This is a genomic window from Microbacterium murale (assembly GCF_014635185.1).
Taxonomy (GTDB): Bacteria; Actinomycetota; Actinomycetes; order Actinomycetales; family Microbacteriaceae; genus Microbacterium; species Microbacterium murale.
The window spans coordinates 994,960-1,014,469 of sequence record NZ_BMCM01000001.1; the positions used below are offsets into that span (position 1 = coordinate 994,960).

At 67.6% G+C, this 19,510-nt stretch carries 21 protein-coding genes; 15 read left to right on the forward strand and 6 right to left on the reverse strand.

The window, feature by feature from the left end; genetic code table 11:
- Positions 1-137: 137 nt before the first annotated feature.
- From IEV67_RS04810 to IEV67_RS04840, 7 genes are all read left to right on the forward strand, one after another.
- On the forward strand, positions 138-1,562 hold the full coding sequence (locus IEV67_RS04810) for a dihydrolipoyl dehydrogenase family protein (RefSeq protein ID WP_188435396.1): 1,425 nt from the start codon (positions 138-140) through the stop codon (positions 1,560-1,562).
- 91 nt (positions 1,563-1,653) lie between these two features.
- Positions 1,654-1,956: a DUF427 domain-containing protein gene (locus IEV67_RS04815; RefSeq protein WP_188435750.1), complete on the forward strand. Its 303-nt coding sequence runs from the start codon at positions 1,654-1,656 to the stop codon at positions 1,954-1,956.
- A gap of 25 nt (positions 1,957-1,981) precedes the next feature.
- On the forward strand, positions 1,982-2,851 hold the full coding sequence (locus IEV67_RS04820; protein ID WP_188435397.1) for an ABC transporter ATP-binding protein: 870 nt from the start codon (positions 1,982-1,984) through the stop codon (positions 2,849-2,851).
- Positions 2,848-3,534: an ABC transporter permease gene (locus tag IEV67_RS04825; RefSeq protein WP_188435398.1), complete on the forward strand. Its 687-nt coding sequence runs from the start codon at positions 2,848-2,850 to the stop codon at positions 3,532-3,534. The genes IEV67_RS04820 and IEV67_RS04825 overlap by 4 nt, the downstream gene beginning before the upstream one ends.
- Positions 3,531-4,304, forward strand: coding sequence for an ABC transporter permease (locus IEV67_RS04830; protein ID WP_188435399.1), 774 nt, complete (start codon positions 3,531-3,533; stop codon positions 4,302-4,304). Before IEV67_RS04825 ends, IEV67_RS04830 begins: the two co-directional genes overlap by 4 nt.
- Before the next feature lie 47 nt (positions 4,305-4,351).
- The gene (locus IEV67_RS04835) at positions 4,352-5,272 is read left to right on the forward strand and encodes an ABC transporter substrate-binding protein (RefSeq protein ID WP_188435400.1); all 921 of its coding nucleotides are present in this window, start codon (positions 4,352-4,354) and stop codon (positions 5,270-5,272) included.
- A 119-nt stretch (positions 5,273-5,391) separates the two neighbouring features.
- A complete protein-coding gene (locus IEV67_RS04840) occupies positions 5,392-5,757 on the forward strand; it encodes a hypothetical protein (RefSeq protein WP_188435401.1) in 366 nt (121 codons plus the stop codon).
- Positions 5,758-5,776: 19 nt separating this feature from the next.
- Here the strand turns inward: IEV67_RS04840 and IEV67_RS04845 are convergent, their stop codons facing one another.
- Positions 5,777-7,030: an AI-2E family transporter gene (locus IEV67_RS04845; RefSeq protein ID WP_188435402.1), complete on the reverse strand. Its 1,254-nt coding sequence runs from the start codon at positions 7,028-7,030 to the stop codon at positions 5,777-5,779.
- 91 nt (positions 7,031-7,121) lie between these two features.
- Between IEV67_RS04845 and IEV67_RS04850 the strand changes: the two genes are divergently transcribed.
- Complete coding sequence (locus IEV67_RS04850; protein ID WP_188435403.1) at positions 7,122-7,421, forward strand: chorismate mutase; 300 nt, start codon at positions 7,122-7,124, stop codon at positions 7,419-7,421.
- 4 nt (positions 7,422-7,425) lie between these two features.
- Positions 7,426-8,496, forward strand: coding sequence for a Gfo/Idh/MocA family protein (locus IEV67_RS04855; RefSeq protein ID WP_188435404.1), 1,071 nt, complete (start codon positions 7,426-7,428; stop codon positions 8,494-8,496).
- A 113-nt stretch (positions 8,497-8,609) separates the two neighbouring features.
- On the opposite strand, the gene IEV67_RS04860 is transcribed toward IEV67_RS04855, so the two are convergent.
- The 5 genes from IEV67_RS04860 to IEV67_RS04880 are packed head-to-tail and all read right to left on the reverse strand — an operon-like array spanning position 8,610 to position 13,682.
- On the reverse strand, positions 8,610-9,524 hold the full coding sequence (locus IEV67_RS04860) for a carbohydrate ABC transporter permease (protein WP_188435405.1): 915 nt from the start codon (positions 9,522-9,524) through the stop codon (positions 8,610-8,612).
- Positions 9,521-10,540 carry a carbohydrate ABC transporter permease gene (locus IEV67_RS04865; protein ID WP_306440975.1) on the reverse strand — a complete coding sequence of 340 codons (1,020 nt, stop codon included), beginning with the start codon at positions 10,538-10,540 and terminating at the stop codon, positions 9,521-9,523. The genes IEV67_RS04860 and IEV67_RS04865 overlap by 4 nt, the downstream gene beginning before the upstream one ends.
- Positions 10,537-11,952 carry an N-acetylglucosamine/diacetylchitobiose ABC transporter substrate-binding protein gene (ngcE, locus tag IEV67_RS04870; protein ID WP_188435406.1) on the reverse strand — a complete coding sequence of 472 codons (1,416 nt, stop codon included), beginning with the start codon at positions 11,950-11,952 and terminating at the stop codon, positions 10,537-10,539. The genes IEV67_RS04865 and ngcE overlap by 4 nt, the downstream gene beginning before the upstream one ends.
- 36 nt (positions 11,953-11,988) lie before the next feature.
- Complete coding sequence (locus IEV67_RS04875) at positions 11,989-12,741, reverse strand: sugar isomerase domain-containing protein (RefSeq protein ID WP_229702732.1); 753 nt, start codon at positions 12,739-12,741, stop codon at positions 11,989-11,991.
- Entirely contained in the window at positions 12,738-13,682 is a 945-nt protein-coding gene (locus tag IEV67_RS04880) for a MurR/RpiR family transcriptional regulator (RefSeq protein ID WP_188435407.1), read from the reverse strand. Before IEV67_RS04880 ends, IEV67_RS04875 begins: the two co-directional genes overlap by 4 nt.
- Before the next feature lie 101 nt (positions 13,683-13,783).
- On the opposite strand from IEV67_RS04880, the gene IEV67_RS04885 reads away from it, so the two are divergent.
- From IEV67_RS04885 to IEV67_RS04910, 6 genes are all read left to right on the forward strand, one after another.
- Positions 13,784-14,770, forward strand: a complete 987-nt coding sequence (locus IEV67_RS04885) for an N-acetylglucosamine kinase (protein WP_188435408.1) — start codon at positions 13,784-13,786, stop codon at positions 14,768-14,770.
- A 91-nt stretch (positions 14,771-14,861) separates the two neighbouring features.
- A complete protein-coding gene (locus tag IEV67_RS04890; RefSeq protein WP_188435409.1) occupies positions 14,862-15,764 on the forward strand; it encodes an SIS domain-containing protein in 903 nt (300 codons plus the stop codon).
- Entirely contained in the window at positions 15,764-16,789 is a 1,026-nt protein-coding gene (locus IEV67_RS04895; protein ID WP_188435410.1) for an ROK family protein, read from the forward strand. Before IEV67_RS04890 ends, IEV67_RS04895 begins: the two co-directional genes overlap by 1 nt.
- On the forward strand, positions 16,786-17,859 hold the full coding sequence (locus IEV67_RS04900) for a 1-phosphofructokinase family hexose kinase (protein WP_188435411.1): 1,074 nt from the start codon (positions 16,786-16,788) through the stop codon (positions 17,857-17,859). Before IEV67_RS04895 ends, IEV67_RS04900 begins: the two co-directional genes overlap by 4 nt.
- The gene (locus IEV67_RS04905; RefSeq protein WP_188435412.1) at positions 17,856-18,758 is read left to right on the forward strand and encodes a class II fructose-bisphosphate aldolase; all 903 of its coding nucleotides are present in this window, start codon (positions 17,856-17,858) and stop codon (positions 18,756-18,758) included. The genes IEV67_RS04900 and IEV67_RS04905 overlap by 4 nt, the downstream gene beginning before the upstream one ends.
- On the forward strand, positions 18,755-19,510 hold the full coding sequence (locus IEV67_RS04910) for a DeoR/GlpR family DNA-binding transcription regulator (RefSeq protein ID WP_188435413.1): 756 nt from the start codon (positions 18,755-18,757) through the stop codon (positions 19,508-19,510). The genes IEV67_RS04905 and IEV67_RS04910 overlap by 4 nt, the downstream gene beginning before the upstream one ends.

A 19,510-nucleotide genomic window follows, 5' to 3' on the forward strand; every position in this document is an offset into this window, starting at 1 on the left:
GCTTTCCAGGGGAAAACCTCCGACGGGCGCAGCACCCTCCGCCATACGTCACACCGCGGGCGGGAACTACCCGGGGTGACATCGCGTTGCATCCAGGCAAGACTGGTGCGACACCGGTTCCGACGGAGGGCGACGCTATGCCGACAGAAGAATACGACCTGATCGTCCTGGGCGGCGGCCCCGTCGGCGAGAACGTCGCCGACCGAGCCGTGCAGGGCGGACTCACCGCGATCATCGTCGAGAGCGAGCTCGTCGGCGGCGAATGCTCGTACTGGGCGTGCATGCCATCCAAGGCATTGCTGCGATCCGCGCAGGCGCTGCGGGCGGCTCAGCACGTGGCTGGTGCCGCCGAGGCGGTCACTGGAACCCTCGACGTGCGTGCGGTGCTCGCCCGCCGCAACTCGTTCACGAGCGACTGGTCGGACGACGGCCAGGTGAAGTGGCTCGACTCGGCCGGCATCGACCTCGCCCGCGGCCACGGCCGCATCACCGGTCCACGCGAAGTCACGGTGACGGCCGACGATGGCACCACGAAGGTGCTGAAAGCCCGCCACGCGGTCGCGATCAGCACCGGAACGGATGCCGCGATCGCACCGATAGACGGATTGGCGGATGCTGCGCCCTGGACGAGCCGCGAGGCGACGAGTGCGCAGGAGATCCCGGCATCCCTCGCCATCATCGGCGGTGGCGTGGTGGCTGTTGAGATGGCCACCGCCTACGCGGGCCTGGGCTCGAAGGTGACGCTGATCGCACGCAGCGGTCTGCTCGAGAAGATGGAGCCCTTCGCGGGAGAGCTGGTCGAGAAGGGGCTGCGCGAACTCGGCGTCGACATCCGCACGAACACCGGCACGACCCGCGTCGCGCGCGACGCTGCGGGAGTGACGGTGACGCTCGACGACGGTACGGATGTCGTCGCGGAAGAGGTGCTCGCCGCGACCGGCCGCTCCCCACGCAGCGGCGACATCGGACTCGAGACCGTCGACCTCGAACCGGGCAGATACATCAAGACGGACGAGACCCTCCGCGTGCCGGGCAGCGACTGGCTGTACGCGGTGGGCGATGTCAACGGGCGCGTGCTGCTGACCCACCAGGGCAAGTACCAGGCCAGGGCGGCGGGCGACGTGATCGCGGCGCGTGCGAACGGGGAAGACATCGATGACGCGGCGTGGGGGCGTCACGTCGCGACCGCCGACCACGCCGCCGTGCCGCAGGTCGTGTTCGGAGAGCCTGAGGTCGCATCGGTCGGACTGACGGCCAAGGCCGCTGAGGATGCCGGATACCGGACCCGCGTGATCGATCAGGATCTCGGGGCGATCGCCGGCTCCAGCCTGCGCGAGGACGGGTACAGCGGGCAGGCGCGCATGGTCGTCGACACCGAGCGCGACGTCATCCTCGGCGTCAGCTTCGTGGGTCCGGATGTCGCGGACCTGCTGCAGGCGGCGACCGTCGCGATCGTCGGCGAAGTCCCGATCTCACGGATGTGGCACGCGGTGCCCGCGTACCCGACGGTGAGCGAGGTCTGGCTGCGACTGCTCGAGCAGTACGGACGCGATTCGGCCTGATTGTTTCCCACATTGACGCCCGACGCGCAAGCCCGCACCCGTTGTCCGTGATGTCTTATACGCTCGAACCCGAATCTGAGGAGACATGACCATGAAGGCTGTACTCGCAGGAACCGTCATCGCCGAGGCCGACGAGAGCGAGCTCATCGCGATCGAGGGCAACTGGTACTTCCCGCTCACCTCTGTGACGCCGGGAGTGCTCGTGGAGAGCCCGACTCCCTATACCTGTCCGTGGAAGGGCGAGGCGCAGTACTACTCGCTGCACGTCGACGGCGAGACGCACTCGGATCAGGCGTGGGGTTACCCGAACCCGTACCCCACCGCGTTCGAGCGCCTCGGCAAGGACATCTCGGGACACATCGCCTTCGGACCGGACGTCGAGGTCGGATCATAGGCCGGGCAACGGAAGCAGGGCACTCATGATCGAGTTCCGTTCGGTCACGAAGAGGTTCCCCGATGGCACACTCGCCGTCGAGGACTTCAGCCTCGTGCTGCCGTCACGCAAGACGACGGTGTTCGTCGGATCATCCGGATGCGGCAAGACGACGCTGCTGCGCATGATCAACCGCATGGTCGAGCCGACCGGCGGCGACGTCGAGATCGACGGCGAGAGCGTGCTCGACAAGAACCCGGTGAATCTGCGACGCGGCATCGGCTATGTCATGCAGAACTCCGGGCTCATGCCGCACTTCACCGTGATCGACAACGTCGCCACCGTGCTGCGACTGACCGGCACGTCCAGGAAGGATGCGCACGAGCGCGCCCGCACACTCCTCGACACCGTCGGGCTCGACCGCGCGCTCGCCGACCGCTACCCGAGCCAGCTCTCGGGCGGGCAGCAGCAGAGGGTCGGAGTGGCACGCGGCCTCGCGGCCGATCCGAACATCCTGCTGATGGACGAGCCGTTCGGCGCCGTCGACCCGATCGTGCGCGCCGATCTGCAGCAGGAGCTCATCCGACTGCAGCAGGAGCTCGACAAGACCGTCGTCTTCGTCACGCACGACATCGATGAGGCGTTCCTGCTCGGAGACCAGGTGGTCATCCTCGACAAGGGCGCCCGCATCGTGCAGGTCGGCAGCCCGAGCGAGATCATCGAGAATCCCGCCGACGACTTCGTGACGGCATTCATCGGCGCCGAGCGCGGCAGGAGGGCGCTGAGGATCAAGCAGACCTCGCGCGGCCGGGTGGTCGTCGATTCCGAGGGTCGCACGCAGGGCGCCCTTCTGGATGACGATGCCCCGGCGGATGCTCCGTCCGAGGTGCGCGCCGGGGGGGCCGGAACCTCGTGAACTGGATCGCCGACAACTTCGGCCTCATCCTCGAGCTGACGCTCGCGCATCTCTGGCAGAGCGCGATCCCGATCGTGCTCGGTTTCCTGCTGTCGCTGCCGTTGGGATGGGTCGCATGGCGGTACCGACTCGTGCGGGGTCCAGTGGTCATCCTCACCGGGCTCCTGTACACGATCCCCTCTCTGGCGCTGCTCATCCTGCTCCCCGCGGTGATCGGCATCTCGACGCGTGATCCGGCGAACCTGATCATCGGCCTCACCATCTACGCGATCGCGATCCTCGTGCGTGCGGTCGCCGACGGCCTGGATTCGGTCGACCCGGCCATCCGGCAATCAGCGACGGCGATCGGCTACGGCGGATTCCGCAGGTTCTGGACAGTGGACTTCCCCCTCGCGGCGCCGGTGGTCCTCGCCGGGCTCCGCGTGACGGCAGTGAGCACGATCTCGCTCGCCACTGTCGGCATCCTGGTGGGCGTGGAGAACCTCGGCTACCTGTTCACCAACGGTCTGCAGCGGCGCATCATCGCCGAGGTGTTCGCCGGCGTCATCGCCGTGGTGGTGATCGCCCTCGTCATCGATCTACTCCTTCTGCTCGCCGGACGCGCACTGATGCCGTGGACCCGCGCGGTGAAGAACCCGAATGCCGCGCGCCGACCCGCCCGCATCGTCAGGGCGGCCGCATGAATCTGTTCGCCCAGGCCCTCGCCTGGCTGTTCTCCCCAGAACGGCTGGAAGGCCAGTACGCGCTGCCCGTCCTGCTCGGACAGCACCTGTTCTACACCGTCATCTCGGTGCTGATCGCGGCGGTCATCGCCGTTCCGGCCGGCTGGCTGATCGGCCACACCGGCCGCGGGCGCGAGGTGGCCGTGGCGATCTCCGGCGCGGCACGCGCGGTGCCGTCGTTCGGACTCATGGTGCTTCTCGTGCTGCTGCTGGGCGTGCTGCGCGTGCCGCAGGCCGCGACCATCACGTTCGTGCTGCTCGCGATCCCCTCCCTCCTCGCCGGCGCCTACACGGGTCTCGAAGCCATCGACCGTCGGGTGATCGACGCCGCCCGCGCCACCGGGATGACCGAGTGGCAGATCTTCTGGAAGGTCGAGGTGCCGCTCGGACTGCCCCTGCTCGTCGGCGGCCTGCGCGCCGCGACTCTGCAGGTGATCGCCACGGTCACGATCGCGGCCTACGTGAACCTCGGCGGCCTCGGATGGCCGATCATCCAGGGCATCCCGCTGCGCCGATTCGACCAGGTGCTCGGCGGTGCCATCCTCGTCGCAGTGCTCGCGCTGATCGCCGACATGTTGCTCGCCCTCGCCCAGAGAGCGGCTGTTCCCGCCGGCATCCGCATCGCCACCCCCGGCTCCCAGACGCCGCGAGCGACCAGGCGCGCAGCATCCGCCGAGGCGGCTTCCGCCCGAGAAGATTCCGCCGCACCCGCCACGGCCTCCACCACTTGACCAGCACTCCCCACCAGGAACAGCACTCCCCACCAGGAAGGAACATCATGTTCACCGCACGAAAGTCACGCCTCGCCCTCATTGGCGGCATCGGGCTCGCCGCCTCGCTCGTGCTCGCCGGCTGCGCGAGCAGCAACCCGCTCGACACCCCCACCGAAGACGGCGGCGAGAGCGCCGGCTCCGACACGATCGTGATCGGCTCGCAGGCCTACTACTCCAACGAGATCATCGCCGAGATCTACGCCCAGGCGCTCGAGAACGCCGACTTCACCGTCGAACGCGAGTTCAACATCGGTCAGCGCGACGCCTACATCCCCGATCTGGAGTCCGGTGCGCTCGACCTGTTCCCGGAGTACACCGGCAACCTGCTGGAGTTCTACGACGACTCGGCCGACGTGACCAGCCCTGAGGACGTGTACGCGGCGCTCCAGGACGCGCTGCCCGACGGATTGACGGCGCTCGACTACGCCGAGGCCAGCGACCAGGACACCTATACCGTCACGAAGGAGTTCGCCGAGGCGAACGACCTGACCTCGATCGCCGACCTCGCGAACCTCAGCGAGAAGGCCACGATCGGCGGCGCGCCGGAGTTCGAGCAGCGTCCGTACGGGCCTGCCGGCGCCAAGGAACTGTACGGCGTCGACCTCGCCTTCTCCGCGACCGGCGACACCACGCTGGAGTCGCTGCTGGCCGGCGAGATCCAGATCGCCGACATCTACAGCGCAGACCCGGCCTTCGAGACCGAGGACATCGTCGCGCTCGAAGACCCGGAGAACCTGATCCTGGCATCGAACGTCGTGCCGATCGCCTCGAGCGATGTGTCCGATGAGATCGCCGATGTCATCAACGCGGTCAGCGCAGCCCTCGGTGCCGACGACCTCGTCGCGCTCGGAGTGCAGAGCACGGTCGACGAGAAGTCGCCCGAGGATATCGCCAAGCAGTGGCTGGAAGACAACGACCTGCTCTGATCACGCAGGATCGACACACGCAGGATCGAAGGGCCTTCCGGTGCACGCCGGGAGGCCCTTCGACGCGTGCGGCACGCGGCGCCTGAGACAATGGAGCCCATGGCCATGGACTCACGCGCATGATCTCGAAGCGCGATATCGCTCAGCGACTCGACATCCCCTTGGAGATGGTCGACCGTCACGGCCTCGGCGACGGTATGAGCGAGGCAGCGTTCGCGGCGCTCGAGCAGGATCCGCCCGCATGGCTCATCCAGTCGCGGGCGAACCGCAAGAAGGGTGCGCGCCCTGTTTGGGCGACCCTGACCTGCGACGTGTGCGGTTACACCGAGACGGCCAGGCCCAAGAAGTGGTGGCCGGAGTTCACCTATCTGATGTGCGGTCACCATTCGCTGAGCGAGCTTCCGAAGCCGGCATCCGGCCACCACCGAGGTGAGTTCGAGGGCGTCGGAAGCCGATTCGTCGGCATCGTCGATCAGAGTCTCTGACCGATTCGAAATCGGGGCTCTAGATCCTCGAGTCCTGACGTGGGATCCAGATCTTCTTGATGATGATCAGGATGGATGCCGCGACCGGCACCGCTACGAGCGCTCCGAGCAGCCCGAGCAGTGTTCCCCCGACCAGGGCGCCGATGACGACCAGCGAACCGGGGATCGAGATCGCCCTGTTCATCACACGCGGCGTCAGGAAGTACGACTCCACCTGCATGTAGATCAGGTAGATCACCGCGAACACCAGCGCCAGGACGATGTTGTCGCCGAACAGCGCGATGCCGGTGCCGATCACCCAGAACAGGAGCGAGCCGACGAGCGGGATCAGCGTGATGAGGAAGGCGACGACGGCCAGCAGCAGCGGGAACGGCAACCCGAGCGCGGTGTACAGGATCAGCACGACCATCGCGTTGATGAACGCCAGCGTCACCATCCCCATGACATAGCCGCCGACGGAGTCGGTGATCTGCGTGCTGATGATGTCGGCGTTCGCACGGTCGCGTGCCGGCACGAGGCGCAGCATCGCTGCCTTGATCCCGGGCAGCGTCGCCACGAAATAGATGATGAGCACGAGCACGATGACCGCGCCGGAGATGCCGTTGGCGATGGAGGCTCCGACCTGCAGTGCGCCGCCGCCGATCGCGGCGATGTTGCCCGGGTCGGTGAGGAAGCCCTGCACGTCTCCCACGAGCGACTCGAACTGGTCGCCGAACTGATCCTCCAGGGTCGCGTAGAGATCGCTGCCCTGGAAGTCCGAGATCATCCCCGGGACGTCCTTCACGAAGGATGTGATCTGCGTCACGACGACCGGAACGATGGCCCAGATGATCAGGCCCAGCGCGACGATGAGTGCGAACAGGACGATCAGCACGCCCCATCCGCGAGTCAGACCGCGGCGCTCCAGGAAGCGCACGGCGGGGTCGAGGCCCAGCGCGGCGAACAGCGCGAGTGCGATGTAGATGATGACCGTCGAGAGGTTCGACAGCGCGAGCCCGAGCAGGATCGCGGCGAGTCCGCCGAGGGTCACGAGGAATCCGAACACGAACGGCCGCTCGATACGCGTCCAGAACGAGCGGTTCGACAGCACGGGCTCGATGACCGGCTTCGTCCTGATCTCCGGTTCTGCCGGCGGCTCCGCCTTGGCAGCCCTCTGCTTCTTCGGCTTCACCTTCGTCGCGGCTTCGGCTTTCGTCGCGGCCTCGGCCCGCCGGGAGACCGGCGCTTCGGCAGCGGAGGAATCGTCGGATGCCGCAGGCTCTTCGATGCTCATGCGCTCACTCTATGGCGTGCATAACGCCCAGGCAGGAGCCGCACCAGCGGTCCGTCGCGATATCGTCGTACCTGCGACCAGGAGGAGACACATGACCGAGGCAGAAGACGCCCGCGCCGAACTGCTGCGGCTGCGCGGCAGCATCGACAACATCGACGCCGCGCTCATCTACATGCTCGCCGAGCGGTTCCGCGCGACTCAACAGGTCGGCGTTCTCAAGGCCGAGCACGACATGCCGGCATCCGATCCGAAGCGCGAGGAGCAGCAGGTCGCACGCCTGCGAGCCGTGGCGGAAGAGGCGCACCTCGACCCCGAGTTCGCCGAGAAGTGGTTCAACTTCGTCGTCGCGGAGGTCATCCGCCACCACACCGAGGCCAAAGAGGGACGCTGACCAGATGACTCGGCCGGCGATCGATGACAGGGATGCGCGTTTCCGGCTCGGGATCATCGGCCATGGGATGTGGCCGTCCACGTACCTCATCCCCGGCGCGCGACAGCTGGACGACGTGGATGTCGTCGCCGTGTGCGGTCGCGATTCCGCACGGGCATCCGAATTCGCCGATGCGCACGGCATCCCGCGTTCCCATGACTCGATCGATCGGATGCTGACGGTCGAGGATCTCGACGGGGTGATCATCGCAACTCCTCCGCGTCAGCATGAGGAGGCGGTGCGAGCCGTCTCGGGCTTCAGAGTCGCCGCCCTCTGCGAGAAGCCCCTCGCGCTCGACGTGGACAGCGCCCGCCGCATCCGGGATCTGCTCGCGGGCCGCCCGGCACTCACCGGGTTCACGCTGCGATGGCAGCCGCTGTTCCGCGCACTCCGCGGCGTGATCAGCGAAGGTGCGGCCGGCCAGCTGCGGCACGTGCGCATCCGCTACGTCCAGTCCTCCGCCGCGACGCCGGCGCGAGGCTGGGGCTGGCATTTCGACGCGGCCGACGAGCCGCTGGGCGTCGTGTCGGACCTCGGCCCGCACGCCGTCGACCTCGTGCGGTGGATGCTCGGCGACGTGACCCAGGTCACCGCCTTCGCTCGCACGACGATCTCCGAGCGGACGGATCCCGAATCCGGTCGCGTTCGCCGGGTCACCAACCACGACGACGCGGATCTGCACCTGAGCGTCGAGTCGGGCGCGACCGCGTCATTGACGATCAGCCGCGTCGCACCGGATGCCGGGGTGCCGGGCGCGATCATGATCGAGGTCCTCGCTGACGAGGGGTGGATCAGGGTCGACTCCAACGAGGCGGACGTCGTCATCGGCACAGCATCCGGAATCCAGCGGCGGCCGGTCCCAGCCATGTCCTTGCTCGACGGTGCGGGATCGCAGATCAGGGACTTCGTCCGCGTCTCCCGCGGCGAGCACGTGGAAGGGCTGCCGAGCATCGAGGATGGCTTTCGGGCGCAGCTCGTGATGGATGCCGTCGCCCGGTCGCTCGACGCGGGCGAGAGCGTTCTCGTCAGACGGTGATCATGCCAGGCGGTGTCGATCCCATCGGCGCCCCCTCTGACCGTCGATGCCCCCTCGCGTGCCCGTAGGTGCGAGGGGGCGTGGGCGACAACCAGGGGCGCCGACGAGGCGTGCTACCTCGACGTTCCCTGCGACACCGATCCCTGCAGCTGGCGCTGGAAGAAGATGTAGACGACGAGCACCGGCACGATCGTGATGATCACGGCCGCGAACAGCGCGCCCTGATCGACCTCATATCCCGCGGCCGATGCGAAAGCCGCCATCCCCTGCGAAAGCACGTACTGCGAGGTGTTCGGGTTCAATGCGACCGGCAGCAGGAACTGGTTCCACAGGCCGAGGAAGTTCAGGATCCCGACGGCCGCAAGGCCCGGCTTCGCCATCGGCAGCATCACCTGGAAGAAGGTGCGCCACTCGCTCGCGCCGTCGACATATGCGGCTTCCTGGATCTCGTACGGCAATGACTTGAAGAACGAGTAGAGGAAGAACACCGTGAACGGCAGGGCGAAAGCCACGTACGTGATGATGAGGCCGGGCAGGGTGCCGAGCAGTCCGATGCCCTGCAGGACGAAGAACAGCGGCACGATCGCGAGGAACACCGGGAAGGTGAGACCGGCGAGCATCAGGTAGTAGATCACCCTGCTGCCCGGTACCGAGAAGCGCGCCAGCACATACGCGCACATCGCGCCGAGCAGCATCACCAGGAACAGCGCGACGCCGACGACGATCACGGTGTTCAGGAACATCTGACCGAAGTTGTACTTCGTCCAGGCGTTGACGTAGTTCGTGAAGTCCCACGACGACGGCAGCGTGAAGGGAGACGCGAAGATCTCCGACGTGGACTTGAAAGAACTGAACAACGTCCACAGCAGGGGCAGGATCACGATGATCGACCAGATCGCCAGGACGATATGCGAGATAGTCGCGACGACCTTGTCGCCGCGCGTCACCGTGGTCTTGCGGGTGGGAAGGGCGTTCCTGCGAGCGCGCTTCGGGTCGATGGCGATCAGCGCCCGGGTCTTGTCGCTCATAGCCGTCCCTCGTCGTCCTTGCCGCCCGTGAACCTGTTGACCAGGAATACGACCGCGGCGAACAGCAGTGTGATCACCGCGAGCACGACGCCCATGGCGCTGGCCAGACCGAACTGGCTCTTCTCGAAAGCGGTGCGGTACAGGTACTGCGACATCACGAGAGTGGTGTTTCCCGGACCGCCGGTCGAATTCAGGGCCGCCATGTAGACGAACGCGTCGAGTGCCAGGATGCCGATGTAGATGTACGCGGTCTGCACGTTGTCGCGGATCAGTGGCAGCGTGATCGAGATCGTCGTCCGGAATCGGCCGGCACCGTCGATGCGGGAGGCCTCGTAGATCTCGGACGGGATGCCTTTGATCGCAGCGATGAACAGCACCATGTAGAAGCCGACCATGCCCCAGATGATCACGAAGATCGAAGCCCCCATCGCGGTCCGCTCATCGCCGAGCCACGCGAAGCCCTTCACGTCGAGCCCGGCAGCGTCGAGGATGCCGTTGAGCAGGCCCTCCGGTGAGTAGATCAGCGCCCAGAGGATGCCGATGACGATCGCGGGGATCACGTACGGGAAGAAGGAGACGACGCGGTAGAAGCTCGATCCGGCGAGGCCTCGGACCTGGCCTGTGCTCGGCCCTCCGACGGTGATCATGCTCGCGAAGACGAGTGCGACCGAGAGCGTGATCAGCGGCACGGCGATGGCCAGGACGATGTTGTTGCCCATGGCCTGAAGGAACGTCGAGTCCGTGAAGAGACGGACGAAGTTCTGCAGCCCGACAAAGTCCATCTCGGGTGTGAACCCGGTCCAGTTCGTCATCGAGTAGTACACGGCCTGCACGAACGGCGAGATCACGAAGATCAGGAAGACCGCCACCGGCAGGACGAGGAACACCAGCAGGAAGGAGACGTAGTCGAAGGTCAGCGGACGCCTGCCAAGGCGGGGCGGCCGACGCCGCCCCGCCTTGGCAGCCGTGACGGCGACGGTGTCCAGCGCCGCGTCAAGACCTGGAGCAGTGGTCACTTGATCTCGATTTTGGTCACCGAGTCGTCGTTGCGGACCTTGTCAGTGAGATCCTGCAGTTGCTTCGTGATCTCTTCGACCGTCATCTTGCCGTCGAGGAACGAGTTCCAGATCGGCAGCTGGTCGCCGTTCATGCCGTACAGGTTGTAGAACTTGATCGTGAAGACGTTGTCGCCGGCGGCTGCCAGCAGCTTGCCCTGCGACTGAAGAGCGGTCGAGCCGAAACCGTCCTCGGGGACGGTGTCCTTGACGATCGTCGGGGCGAGCTTCTCCTTCGCGAAAGCGACTGCCGACTCCTTCGACAGCATGGTGCGCAGCAGTTCCTTGCCACCGGCCGGGTTCTTCGCCTTGCTCGGCACGATGAACGGCTCGCCGGCCTCAGCACGCATGAACCCCGCCGGCGTGGTCTGGCTGCCATCGAGCGGGAGCTCGGCGATGCCCATCATCTCGAAGCCCTCGGCGGTCTGCGACTTCATCTCGTTCTCGATCCACGAGCCGGACGGGTACAGCAGAGCCTCCTGCTTGTTGCTCCACTGCGCCTGCGCCTCGGTGAACTGAGTACCCGAGCCGCCCGGCTTCACGTACCCCGACGCGATCAGGTCGTGCAGGATCGTCAGGATCTCCTGGATGACCGGGTTCGACCAGCATCCCTCCTCGAGGTTCTCGAGCGGCAGGCGCACGTCGTCGCCGCCCTGGATGACGGCGGAGTCGATGACCATCGTCTGGTAGTAGGTCGCGGCCTCCTTGCCCCACAGGAACAGGAACTTGCCCTGTGCCTTCGCGGCTTCGCCGAGGGCCTTCAGGTCCTGCCACGACGTCGGAACCTGCCAGCCGTTCTGCTCGAACAGGCTGGACGAGTACCAGATGCCGTACACGGTCATGACGTAGTTCAGTGCGACGAACTTGCCGTCGAACGTGCCTGGCTCCTTGACTCCGGCGAACAGGGTGTCGCTGATCTTCGTGCCTTCTAGGTTCTCGGAGTCCAGCACCTCGGTCAGATCTTCGAGCTGTTCGATGATCGTGTTCCAACCGATGGAGTTGGCGCCGGAGTTGTCGACCAGGTCCGGCGGGTTGCCGCCGACGAAGCGCGGCTGCAACTCGGTCGCGATCTTCGTCGAGGGGGAGACCTTGACGGTCACGCCCTCCAGGCCCTTGCTCTTCTCCATGATCTTCGCGGCGTTCTCGACGTAGTCGACGCCGTAGCCGCCGTTGAAGATGACCGCATCGACGGTCGTGTTGGCCGCGACGCCGAACGGGTTGTCCGCGGTGACTTCGCCCTTGGGCCCGGCCGCGCCTCCGCCGCCCGGTGCTGCGCAGGATGCGAGGGACATGCCAAATGGCAGCAGCAGCGCCGTCGCTGCCGCGCCGCGCAACAGGTTGCGGCGGCTGATGGAGGTTTGTGTGAGTTCCATCTTCGTACCTTTCATTGTGGTGATCAGTGTTCGGGTTCAGGCGCCCCGGCGGATGCGACCGCGATAGCGGTCTTCCAGGACGGAGTTGTGCTCATCGCCGCCAGGGATGTTGGCGGAGATGTACATCGGGGGAGTGTCGCCGCGGTCGGCGATGGTGCGTGCCACCCCGAGGGTGAGCAGCTGGGCGATGTACGCACCGGTGATCGACGAGATCGCACCCGCACCGATGCCGCCCGAGACCTCGAGGGTCGTGTCGCCGTAGGGGGCGAGGTTGTCGATCACGACGTCGGCGACGTCGGCGAGACGCTTGCCGGACGGATGCTTCGGTTCGACGCGCATGGTGTGCTCCATGCTCGTCACCGCGATCACGCTGTGTCCGCGCTCCTTCGCCCACAGCGCTGCACCGACGATCGATCCGTTGACACCGGAGTTCGAGGCGATCATGAAGACGTCGCCCTCGCCGACCGGAACGGTCGCCATCAGCTCGTCGACCAGCCAGGGCTCCCGCTCCAGCGCGCTGGTCAGCACGTCGGCCTCGCGATCGCCGTGCATCACGAGGTCGCGCAGCGCGAACTTGTTGGTCGGGATGAGTCCGCCGGCACGGCCGGAGATCTCCATCGCGAATGCCTCGGAGTGCCCGGTGCCGAAGGCGTGGATCACTCCGCCGGCATCCAGTGCCGCGACCATCAACTCGATCGCGGGATCGAGGGCGCCGGCCTCGGCACCCGCGGTGAGGCGGGTGAGGCGCTCGTTCGCCTCACGGAACAGGTCGGACGGTGTCGCGGTCAACTCGCAGCCTCCTGGATCTCGGACGGGACTTCCGCCGGCGCTTCCGCCTCGCGCGGGTTCAGCGTTCGCGGTCGACGGTGTGCCGACACCGCTGTCGCGGTGGCGGCGAGGCGCCTCGTCGCGGGATCGAACATCTGCTGGGCGATGAGCAGGTAGAGCAGGTCGATCACGAAGAGCTGCGAGTGCTTCACGGACATGTCGTCGGGTCGCAGATAGCCGACGGGGGCCGCAGTGGTTATCGACACATCGGCCACATCCGCGATCCAGCTCTCGTCGTCGTGCGTGATCGCGACGGTGAGCGCTCCGACGGCTCCGGCCTGCGTGAGCATCTGCACGGTCTCATTGGTCTGCCCGGTGCTGGAGACTCCGATCGCCACGGAGCCCTCGTCCTGAAGCGAGGCACTCGCCAGACCGTCGTGCACATCCGACCATGCGTGCGAGCTGATGCCGATGCGGTGCATCCTGCGCTGGAACTCCTGCGCGATCCCCGCACTGCCGCCGAGGCCGTAGATGTCGACGTGGCGGCTGGCGGTGATCGCGCGAGCGGCCCGGCCGACGGCATCCAGATCGATGCCCTCCCGCGTCGTCTCCAGACCGCTCACGTGCACGTTGAGCAGCGTGCGCAGGATCTTCTCGGGCGAATCGGTCGGCTCGAACTCGGCGCCGATGTCGGAGATCCACGCATGCTCGGCGGAGGCGTGTCCGAGCTCGGTCGCGATCGCGACGCGGAACTGCGTGTACCCGGCGAAGCCGAGGGATCGGCAGAAGCGCGTGACGCTCGCAGGCGAGCTACCCGCCCGCTCGGCGAGTTCGGTGATCGTCAGTTCGGCAGGTGTGGTCGGGTTCGAGATCACCAGATCGGCGATCTTCGACAGCGCGGCGGGCATGGCATCACGACGCTCGGCTATGCGGCCGGCGATCGCGCCATTGCCCGTGCTCATGCTGCGTGGCACCATTGCCCCCAGAACTCGTCGCAGTAAGTCTCCGTTGCGTTGAAAACTATTCTCACCGTCGAGGAACGTCAAGTTAGGGCGGATAACAAATGGGTCACGACACCCTGATGCTGGGACTGGACGCCGGCGGGACGTCGACCAGAGCAGTGCTGACGACGAGCCAGGGGGAGTGCATCGGGTACGGCGTAGGCGGGCGTGGGAACCCCATCGCCGCAGGTGCCGACCTCGCAGCCGAAGGCGTGCTGGATGCTGTCGCTCTGGCTCTTGCCCCCTCATCGCGCAGCCTGGCGGATGTGTCGGTGATCACCGCGGCGATGGCGGGGCAGAAGGCCGTCGAGGGTGAAGGCGGATGGCTGCGCGATCGACTGGCTGCCGAAGGGTTCGCCGGCACGCTCACCTTCGAATCGGATCTGTTGGCGACGTACTCCAGCGGCTCGGTGGAACCGTTCGGCTACGCGATCGTGGCCGGAACCGGCGCGTGCGCCGTCCGTGTCTCGGGAGGCCGGATCGAGGCGACCGCAGATGGGCTGGGCTGGCTGCTCGGCGACCGCGGGAGCGGCTTCTGGATCGGGCGCAGGGTGGCGAGGGCGGTCGTGCGGGATCTGGACGATGCGGGGCCGGCGACGGCGCTGACCGACGCAGTGCTCGAGCGTCTCGACATCGTCGAGGATGCGACCCGCAGAGAAGGCCGCTCGCGCACACTCGAGAATCTGGTCGGCTCGCTCTACGGTGTCCGCCCGATCGAACTCGCCGCTCTCGCGCCGCTCGCCTTCACGGCTGACGACCCGGTGGCCGAGAGCATCCTCCGTCGAGCGGGCGAGCACCTCGCCGATTCGTTCGCCGCTGTGCTGTCCGGGCCGGGGCCGCTCGTCGTCGGAGGAAGCGTGCTCTTCCGGCCGAGCGAGGTCAGGGATGCCTTCATGCAGCGCCTCGGCGATTCCGCGGCCGGTCTCGAACTGCTTCCGGTCGTCGATGGGGCCGTCGGAGCGGGCGTGCTCGCGCTGCGTGCCGGCGGGGCTCGGCTGTCGTCCGAGACGCACGCCAGGCTCTGCGAGTCGATCGAGCGCTTCCGCTGATCCCGACCAGTGCCGCATCATGTTCGATACTCTATGATCGAAAGTAGACACAATCAATCAAAATAAAGCATTCTTCGAAAGGCTCGACTACATGACCGACTCGGTCCCCGGCGCGTTCATGCGTGCGGAGCTCTTCTCCCAGCCCGAGACCTGGGCGCGCGCCGCCGACATGCGTGACGAGCAGAAGCTGCTTCCTGCCGCAGGCACCCGTGTCGCCGTCGTCGGCTGCGGTACTTCGTGGTTCATCGCGCAGTCGTATGCCGCTCTGCGCGAGACCTCCGGCCTCGGCATCACGGATGCGTACGCGGCATCCGAGGCGTTCCTCGACCGTGACTACGACGCCGTCGTGGCGCTCACTCGTTCGGGAACCACCAGCGAGGTGCTCGAGCTCGCCGAGCAGATCAAGGGCCGCATTCCGGTCATCGGCGTGATCGGCGACCCGACCTCGCCCCTGGTCGACCTGGTCGACGAGGCCGTGCTGATGCCGTTCGCCGACGAGCAGTCGGTCGTGCAGACGCGCTTCGCCACCACCGCGCTCACGCTGTTCCGCGCCTCGCTCGGCCTCGATGGCGACGTCGCGCGCTCGATCACGGATGCTTCGGCCGTGCTCGCCGCCACCGACGATGCCGCGCTCGCCGAGGCCGAGCAGTACACGTTCCTCGGCCGCAACTGGACGATCGGCCTCGCGCATGAGGCCGCTCTGAAGATGCGCGAGTCGTCGCAGTCGTGGACCGAGTCGTACCCGTCGATGGACTACCGGCACGGCCCGATCGCGATCGCCGCTCCCGGCCGCATCACCTGGCAGTTCGGCGTCGCACCCGAAGGGCTCGCAGACCAGGTGCAGGCGACCGGCGGCCGCTTCGTGCAGCACGACGTCGACCCGCTCGCCGATCTCGTGCGTCTGCACCGCGTGGCACTCGAGCGGGCCGTGGCCAAGGGCCTCGACCCCGACCTGCCCCGCAACCTCACCCGCTCGGTCGTCCTGGACGCGTGATGGCCCCCGCCGAGACCGCAACACCGCGCCGAGACGGCGGCGAACCGTCGCCGTCTCGGCGCGGTGTTGCAGGTTCGCGGGTTCCGGATGCGCGGGCGTCCGCGCGGCTCGGGATCGGTGAGGGGGCGGCGGTGCTCGCCTTCGACGTCGGGGGCACGGACATCAAGTCGGCGATCTTCGACGCTTACGGCACAGCCCTCGGGCTGCGCCGCACACCGACACCGCCGCTTGGCGATGAACCGGCGGCCGCGCTGATCGAGGAGCTGGCGCGTCTCTCGGACGAGCTGCGGGCGCAGCATCCGCAGGTCGTACCGGCCGCGCTCGGTTTCGTCGTGCCGGGGATCGTCGATGCGGATGCCGGGATCGGCGTCTTCGCGAGCAATCTGGGCTGGCGTGATGCACCGCTTCGCGACCTCGCGGCAGAACGGCTGCAGCTGCCGATCGCGTTCGACCATGACGTGCGTTCGGCGAGTTGGGCTGAGCACCGGCTCGGCGGCGCACGTGCGCACGACGATGTCGTGGTGCTGATCATCGGCACCGGCATCGCGGGTGCCATCCTCGTGGGAGGCGAGCCGTACACGGCGGGCGGCTACGCCGGCGAGATCGGGCACTCTCCCATCGCCGACGGACCCGAGTGCGCGTGCGGAGCGCGCGGCTGCCTCGAGGCCATCGCCTCGGCAGGCGTCATCGCCCGCCGCTACGCCGCAGAGACCGGCACCACTCCCGACGGAGCCAGGGACGTCATCGCGCGCGCGGCCGCCGGCGATGCCGTCGCCGCGCGCATCTGGGACGACGCGCTCGACGCGCTCACGATGTCGCTCGCGCAGCTGACCGCGATGTTCGCACCCCAGGCGATCGTGATCGGCGGCGGCCTGTCTCTCGCCGGCGGTGCGCTGTTCGACGAGCTGCGTACACGGCTCGCGGCCAGGCTCAGCTTCCATCGGATGCCGGAACTGCTGCCAGCCGAACTCCAGGGCAACGCCGGACTCATCGGTGCGGCCCTGCGTGCCAGGGAGCTGACATGATCCTGACCGTCACCGCGAACCCCGCGCTCGATCTGACGTGGGAGATCGACCGCATCGAGATCGGCGGCACGCACCGTGCCGACACCGGTGCTGTCCGTGCCGGCGGCAAGGGCCTCAACGTCGCCAGGGTCGCTCACGCACAGGGCTTCGATGTCCGCGCACTGACGACCTGCGGCGGGGCGACAGGCGCAGAGCTGCGCGATGAACTCGAGGCGAGCGGGATGCCGCACGTGCTCATCCCGGTCACCGCACCCACCCGGCGCAGCGTCGCGTGGGTCGATCGCTCACTCGGCGACACCACGATCGTCAACGAACGCGGCGTGAACCCGAGCGTGGAAGAGTGGTCGGCATTCACCGCGGCTGTGCGCGGGCAGGCCGCCGCGGCATCCGTGCTGGTGATCTCGGGCAGCTTCCCGCCCTGCGCACCGTCGAGGCTTCTGCCGGAGCTCATCGCGGCGGGTGCCGGGCGCCCCGTGATCGTCGACACCTCCGGACCAGCGCTGCTCACGGCGGCGGATGCCGGAGCATCCGTCCTCAAACCGAACAAGGCCGAACTCGCCGAGGCGACCGGCATGGCCGACCCGATCGACGGGGCGCGCGCACTCATCGCCCGCGGGGCGGGGCTCGTGCTGCTGTCGCTCGGCGCCGAGGGCATGTATGCGGTCACGGCCGATCGGGTGCTGCGCGCCCGACTGCCCGAGCGACTCGCCGGCAACCCGACCGGAGCGGGCGACGCGGCTGTCGCCGCCGCCGCGACGCTCCTTGCCGAGAAGGTCGGTGCCGCAAGCGACAGTGCGAGCGACCTTGCTGCTGACCCGGCCGCCTCGGGCTTCGACCCGGAAGCGATCCTGCGCCGTGCGACCGCGTGGTCGGCTGCGGCAGTGCTCATGCCGCTCGCGGGCGAGATCCACCCCACGTGGCGCGACCTCCAACGCGCGCTGATACTCGACACCGTTCCCGGCGAGACATCACCGCCGACACGACACGCCACCGCGCACGAGGTGTCTCATGCCGCAGATGGTGTCTCACCCGTTCCCGCCGCATCACACGACCCGGAAGAGCCCGCATGACCCTCGTCTCCGCCGCTGACCTCGTCCGCGCTGCCGCCACCCAGAACCGCGGGATCGGCGCGTTCAACGTGATCCACCTCGAGACGGCAGAGGCGCTGGTCGCGGCATCCGCTCAGGCAGATCTTCCGGTCATCCTGCAGATCTCGCAGAACTGCGCGAAGTATCACGGCGCGCTCGAGCCGATCGCCCTCGCCACGCTCGCGGTGGCGCGCCGGGCCGAGACCCCGGTCGCCGTGCACCTCGACCACGCCGAGAACCCCGAGCTCGTCGACGAGGCCATCGCCCTCGGATTCGGTTCGGTCATGTTCGACGGCGGCGCGCTGCCCTACGACGACAACGTCGCTCTGACCCGCGCCGTCGCCGCCCGCGCGCATGCCGCTGGCGTCTACGTCGAGGGTGAGCTGGGTGAGGTCGGCGGCAAGGACGGCGCGCATGCGCCCGGCGTGCGCACGGATCCGGACGAGGCTCGCGCGTTCGTCGCCGAGACCGGAGTCGACGCATTGGCCGTCGCGGTCGGCTCGTCGCACGCCATGACCGATCGCAGCGCGTCACTCGACATCGCGTTGATCGGCCGGCTGCGTGCGGCGCTCCGGCAGAGCGGCCGGAATGGTGCGGATGTGCCGCTCGTGCTGCACGGATCGTCCGGCGTCGCGGATGCTGTCATCATGGATGCTGTGCGCGCAGGCATGACGAAGATCAATGTGTCCACGCATCTGAACGGCTTCTTCACGCGGGCGGTGCGCTCGATTCTCGACGGCGACGAGGGCCTGGTCGATTCGCGCAAGTACATCGCTCCCGGACGTGCGGCGGTTGTCGACGAGGCGGCGCGGATGCTGCGACTGTTCGCGCTGCAGGACGCACAACCCACCACTTCCGCCGCGTCTCAGGAATCGGTGTGAAGCGCGCATCGCGGTTGACTGCGATCCTCGACCTGCTCGCTGCCCAGGGCGAGGTGACTGTCGAAGAACTGGTCGAGCGGCTCGATGCGTCTCCGGCGACGGCGAGGCGCGATCTCGACAGCCTCGCCGAGCAGCGGCTGCTCACCCGCACGCATGGCGGCGCGGTGGCGCAGTCGGTCGCCTACGAGCTGCCCGTCCGCTACAAGAGCCACCAGCGCACGCATGAGAAGGACGCCATCGCGCGCGCAGCATCCGCACTCGTCACGACCGCATCCGTCGTCGGGCTTTCGGGCGGAACGACGACCACGGCGATCGCGGCGGCGCTCGCCGCCCGCGCCGACCTCGGCGAGTTCACCGTCGTCACCAACGCGGTGAACATCGCCGCCCAGCTGGCGACCAGGCCCGACATCAAGGTCGTGGTGACCGGCGGAGTGATCCACTCCCGCAGCTACGAGCTCGTCGGTCCGTTCGCTGAGCAGCTGCTCAGCGGCATCCGCCTCGACATCGCCTTCATCGGCGTGAACGCGCTCTCGGCCGAAGACGGCGCGAGCACCCACGACGAGCGCGAGGCCGCCGTCAACCGGATGATGGCGTCGCGTGCCGCGCGGGCCGTCGCGGTGGCCGATTCAAGCAAGATCGGCCAGGCGGCGTTCGCGTTCGTCGGCGGTCCGGAGCTGTTCCCGACGGTGATCACGGATGCTCCGGCCCCTGAACTCGCGGATGCCGGCTACGAGGTCGTTGTGGCCCGCTGA

Bases quoted from the DNA above. Each gene is read 5' to 3' on its own strand.
- IEV67_RS04810 (WP_188435396.1), top strand. From the start codon at position 138: ATGCCGACAGAAGAATACGACCTGATCGTCCTGGGCGGCGGCCCCGTC.
- IEV67_RS04815 (WP_188435750.1), top strand. From the start codon at position 1,654: ATGAAGGCTGTACTCGCAGGAACCGTCATCGCCGAGGCCGACGAGAGC.
- IEV67_RS04820 (WP_188435397.1), top strand. From the start codon at position 1,982: ATGATCGAGTTCCGTTCGGTCACGAAGAGGTTCCCCGATGGCACACTC.
- IEV67_RS04830 (WP_188435399.1), top strand. From the start codon at position 3,531: ATGAATCTGTTCGCCCAGGCCCTCGCCTGGCTGTTCTCCCCAGAACGG.
- IEV67_RS04835 (WP_188435400.1), top strand. From the start codon at position 4,352: ATGTTCACCGCACGAAAGTCACGCCTCGCCCTCATTGGCGGCATCGGG.
- IEV67_RS04840 (WP_188435401.1), top strand. From the start codon at position 5,392: ATGATCTCGAAGCGCGATATCGCTCAGCGACTCGACATCCCCTTGGAG.
- IEV67_RS04845 (WP_188435402.1), bottom strand. From the start codon at position 7,030: ATGAGCATCGAAGAGCCTGCGGCATCCGACGATTCCTCCGCTGCCGAA.
- IEV67_RS04850 (WP_188435403.1), top strand. From the start codon at position 7,122: ATGACCGAGGCAGAAGACGCCCGCGCCGAACTGCTGCGGCTGCGCGGC.
- IEV67_RS04855 (WP_188435404.1), top strand. From the start codon at position 7,426: ATGACTCGGCCGGCGATCGATGACAGGGATGCGCGTTTCCGGCTCGGG.
- IEV67_RS04860 (WP_188435405.1), bottom strand. From the start codon at position 9,524: ATGAGCGACAAGACCCGGGCGCTGATCGCCATCGACCCGAAGCGCGCT.
- ngcE (WP_188435406.1), bottom strand. From the start codon at position 11,952: ATGGAACTCACACAAACCTCCATCAGCCGCCGCAACCTGTTGCGCGGC.
- IEV67_RS04880 (WP_188435407.1), bottom strand. From the start codon at position 13,682: ATGAGCACGGGCAATGGCGCGATCGCCGGCCGCATAGCCGAGCGTCGT.
- IEV67_RS04885 (WP_188435408.1), top strand. From the start codon at position 13,784: ATGGGTCACGACACCCTGATGCTGGGACTGGACGCCGGCGGGACGTCG.
- IEV67_RS04890 (WP_188435409.1), top strand. From the start codon at position 14,862: ATGACCGACTCGGTCCCCGGCGCGTTCATGCGTGCGGAGCTCTTCTCC.
- IEV67_RS04895 (WP_188435410.1), top strand. From the start codon at position 15,764: ATGGCCCCCGCCGAGACCGCAACACCGCGCCGAGACGGCGGCGAACCG.
- IEV67_RS04900 (WP_188435411.1), top strand. From the start codon at position 16,786: ATGATCCTGACCGTCACCGCGAACCCCGCGCTCGATCTGACGTGGGAG.
- IEV67_RS04905 (WP_188435412.1), top strand. From the start codon at position 17,856: ATGACCCTCGTCTCCGCCGCTGACCTCGTCCGCGCTGCCGCCACCCAG.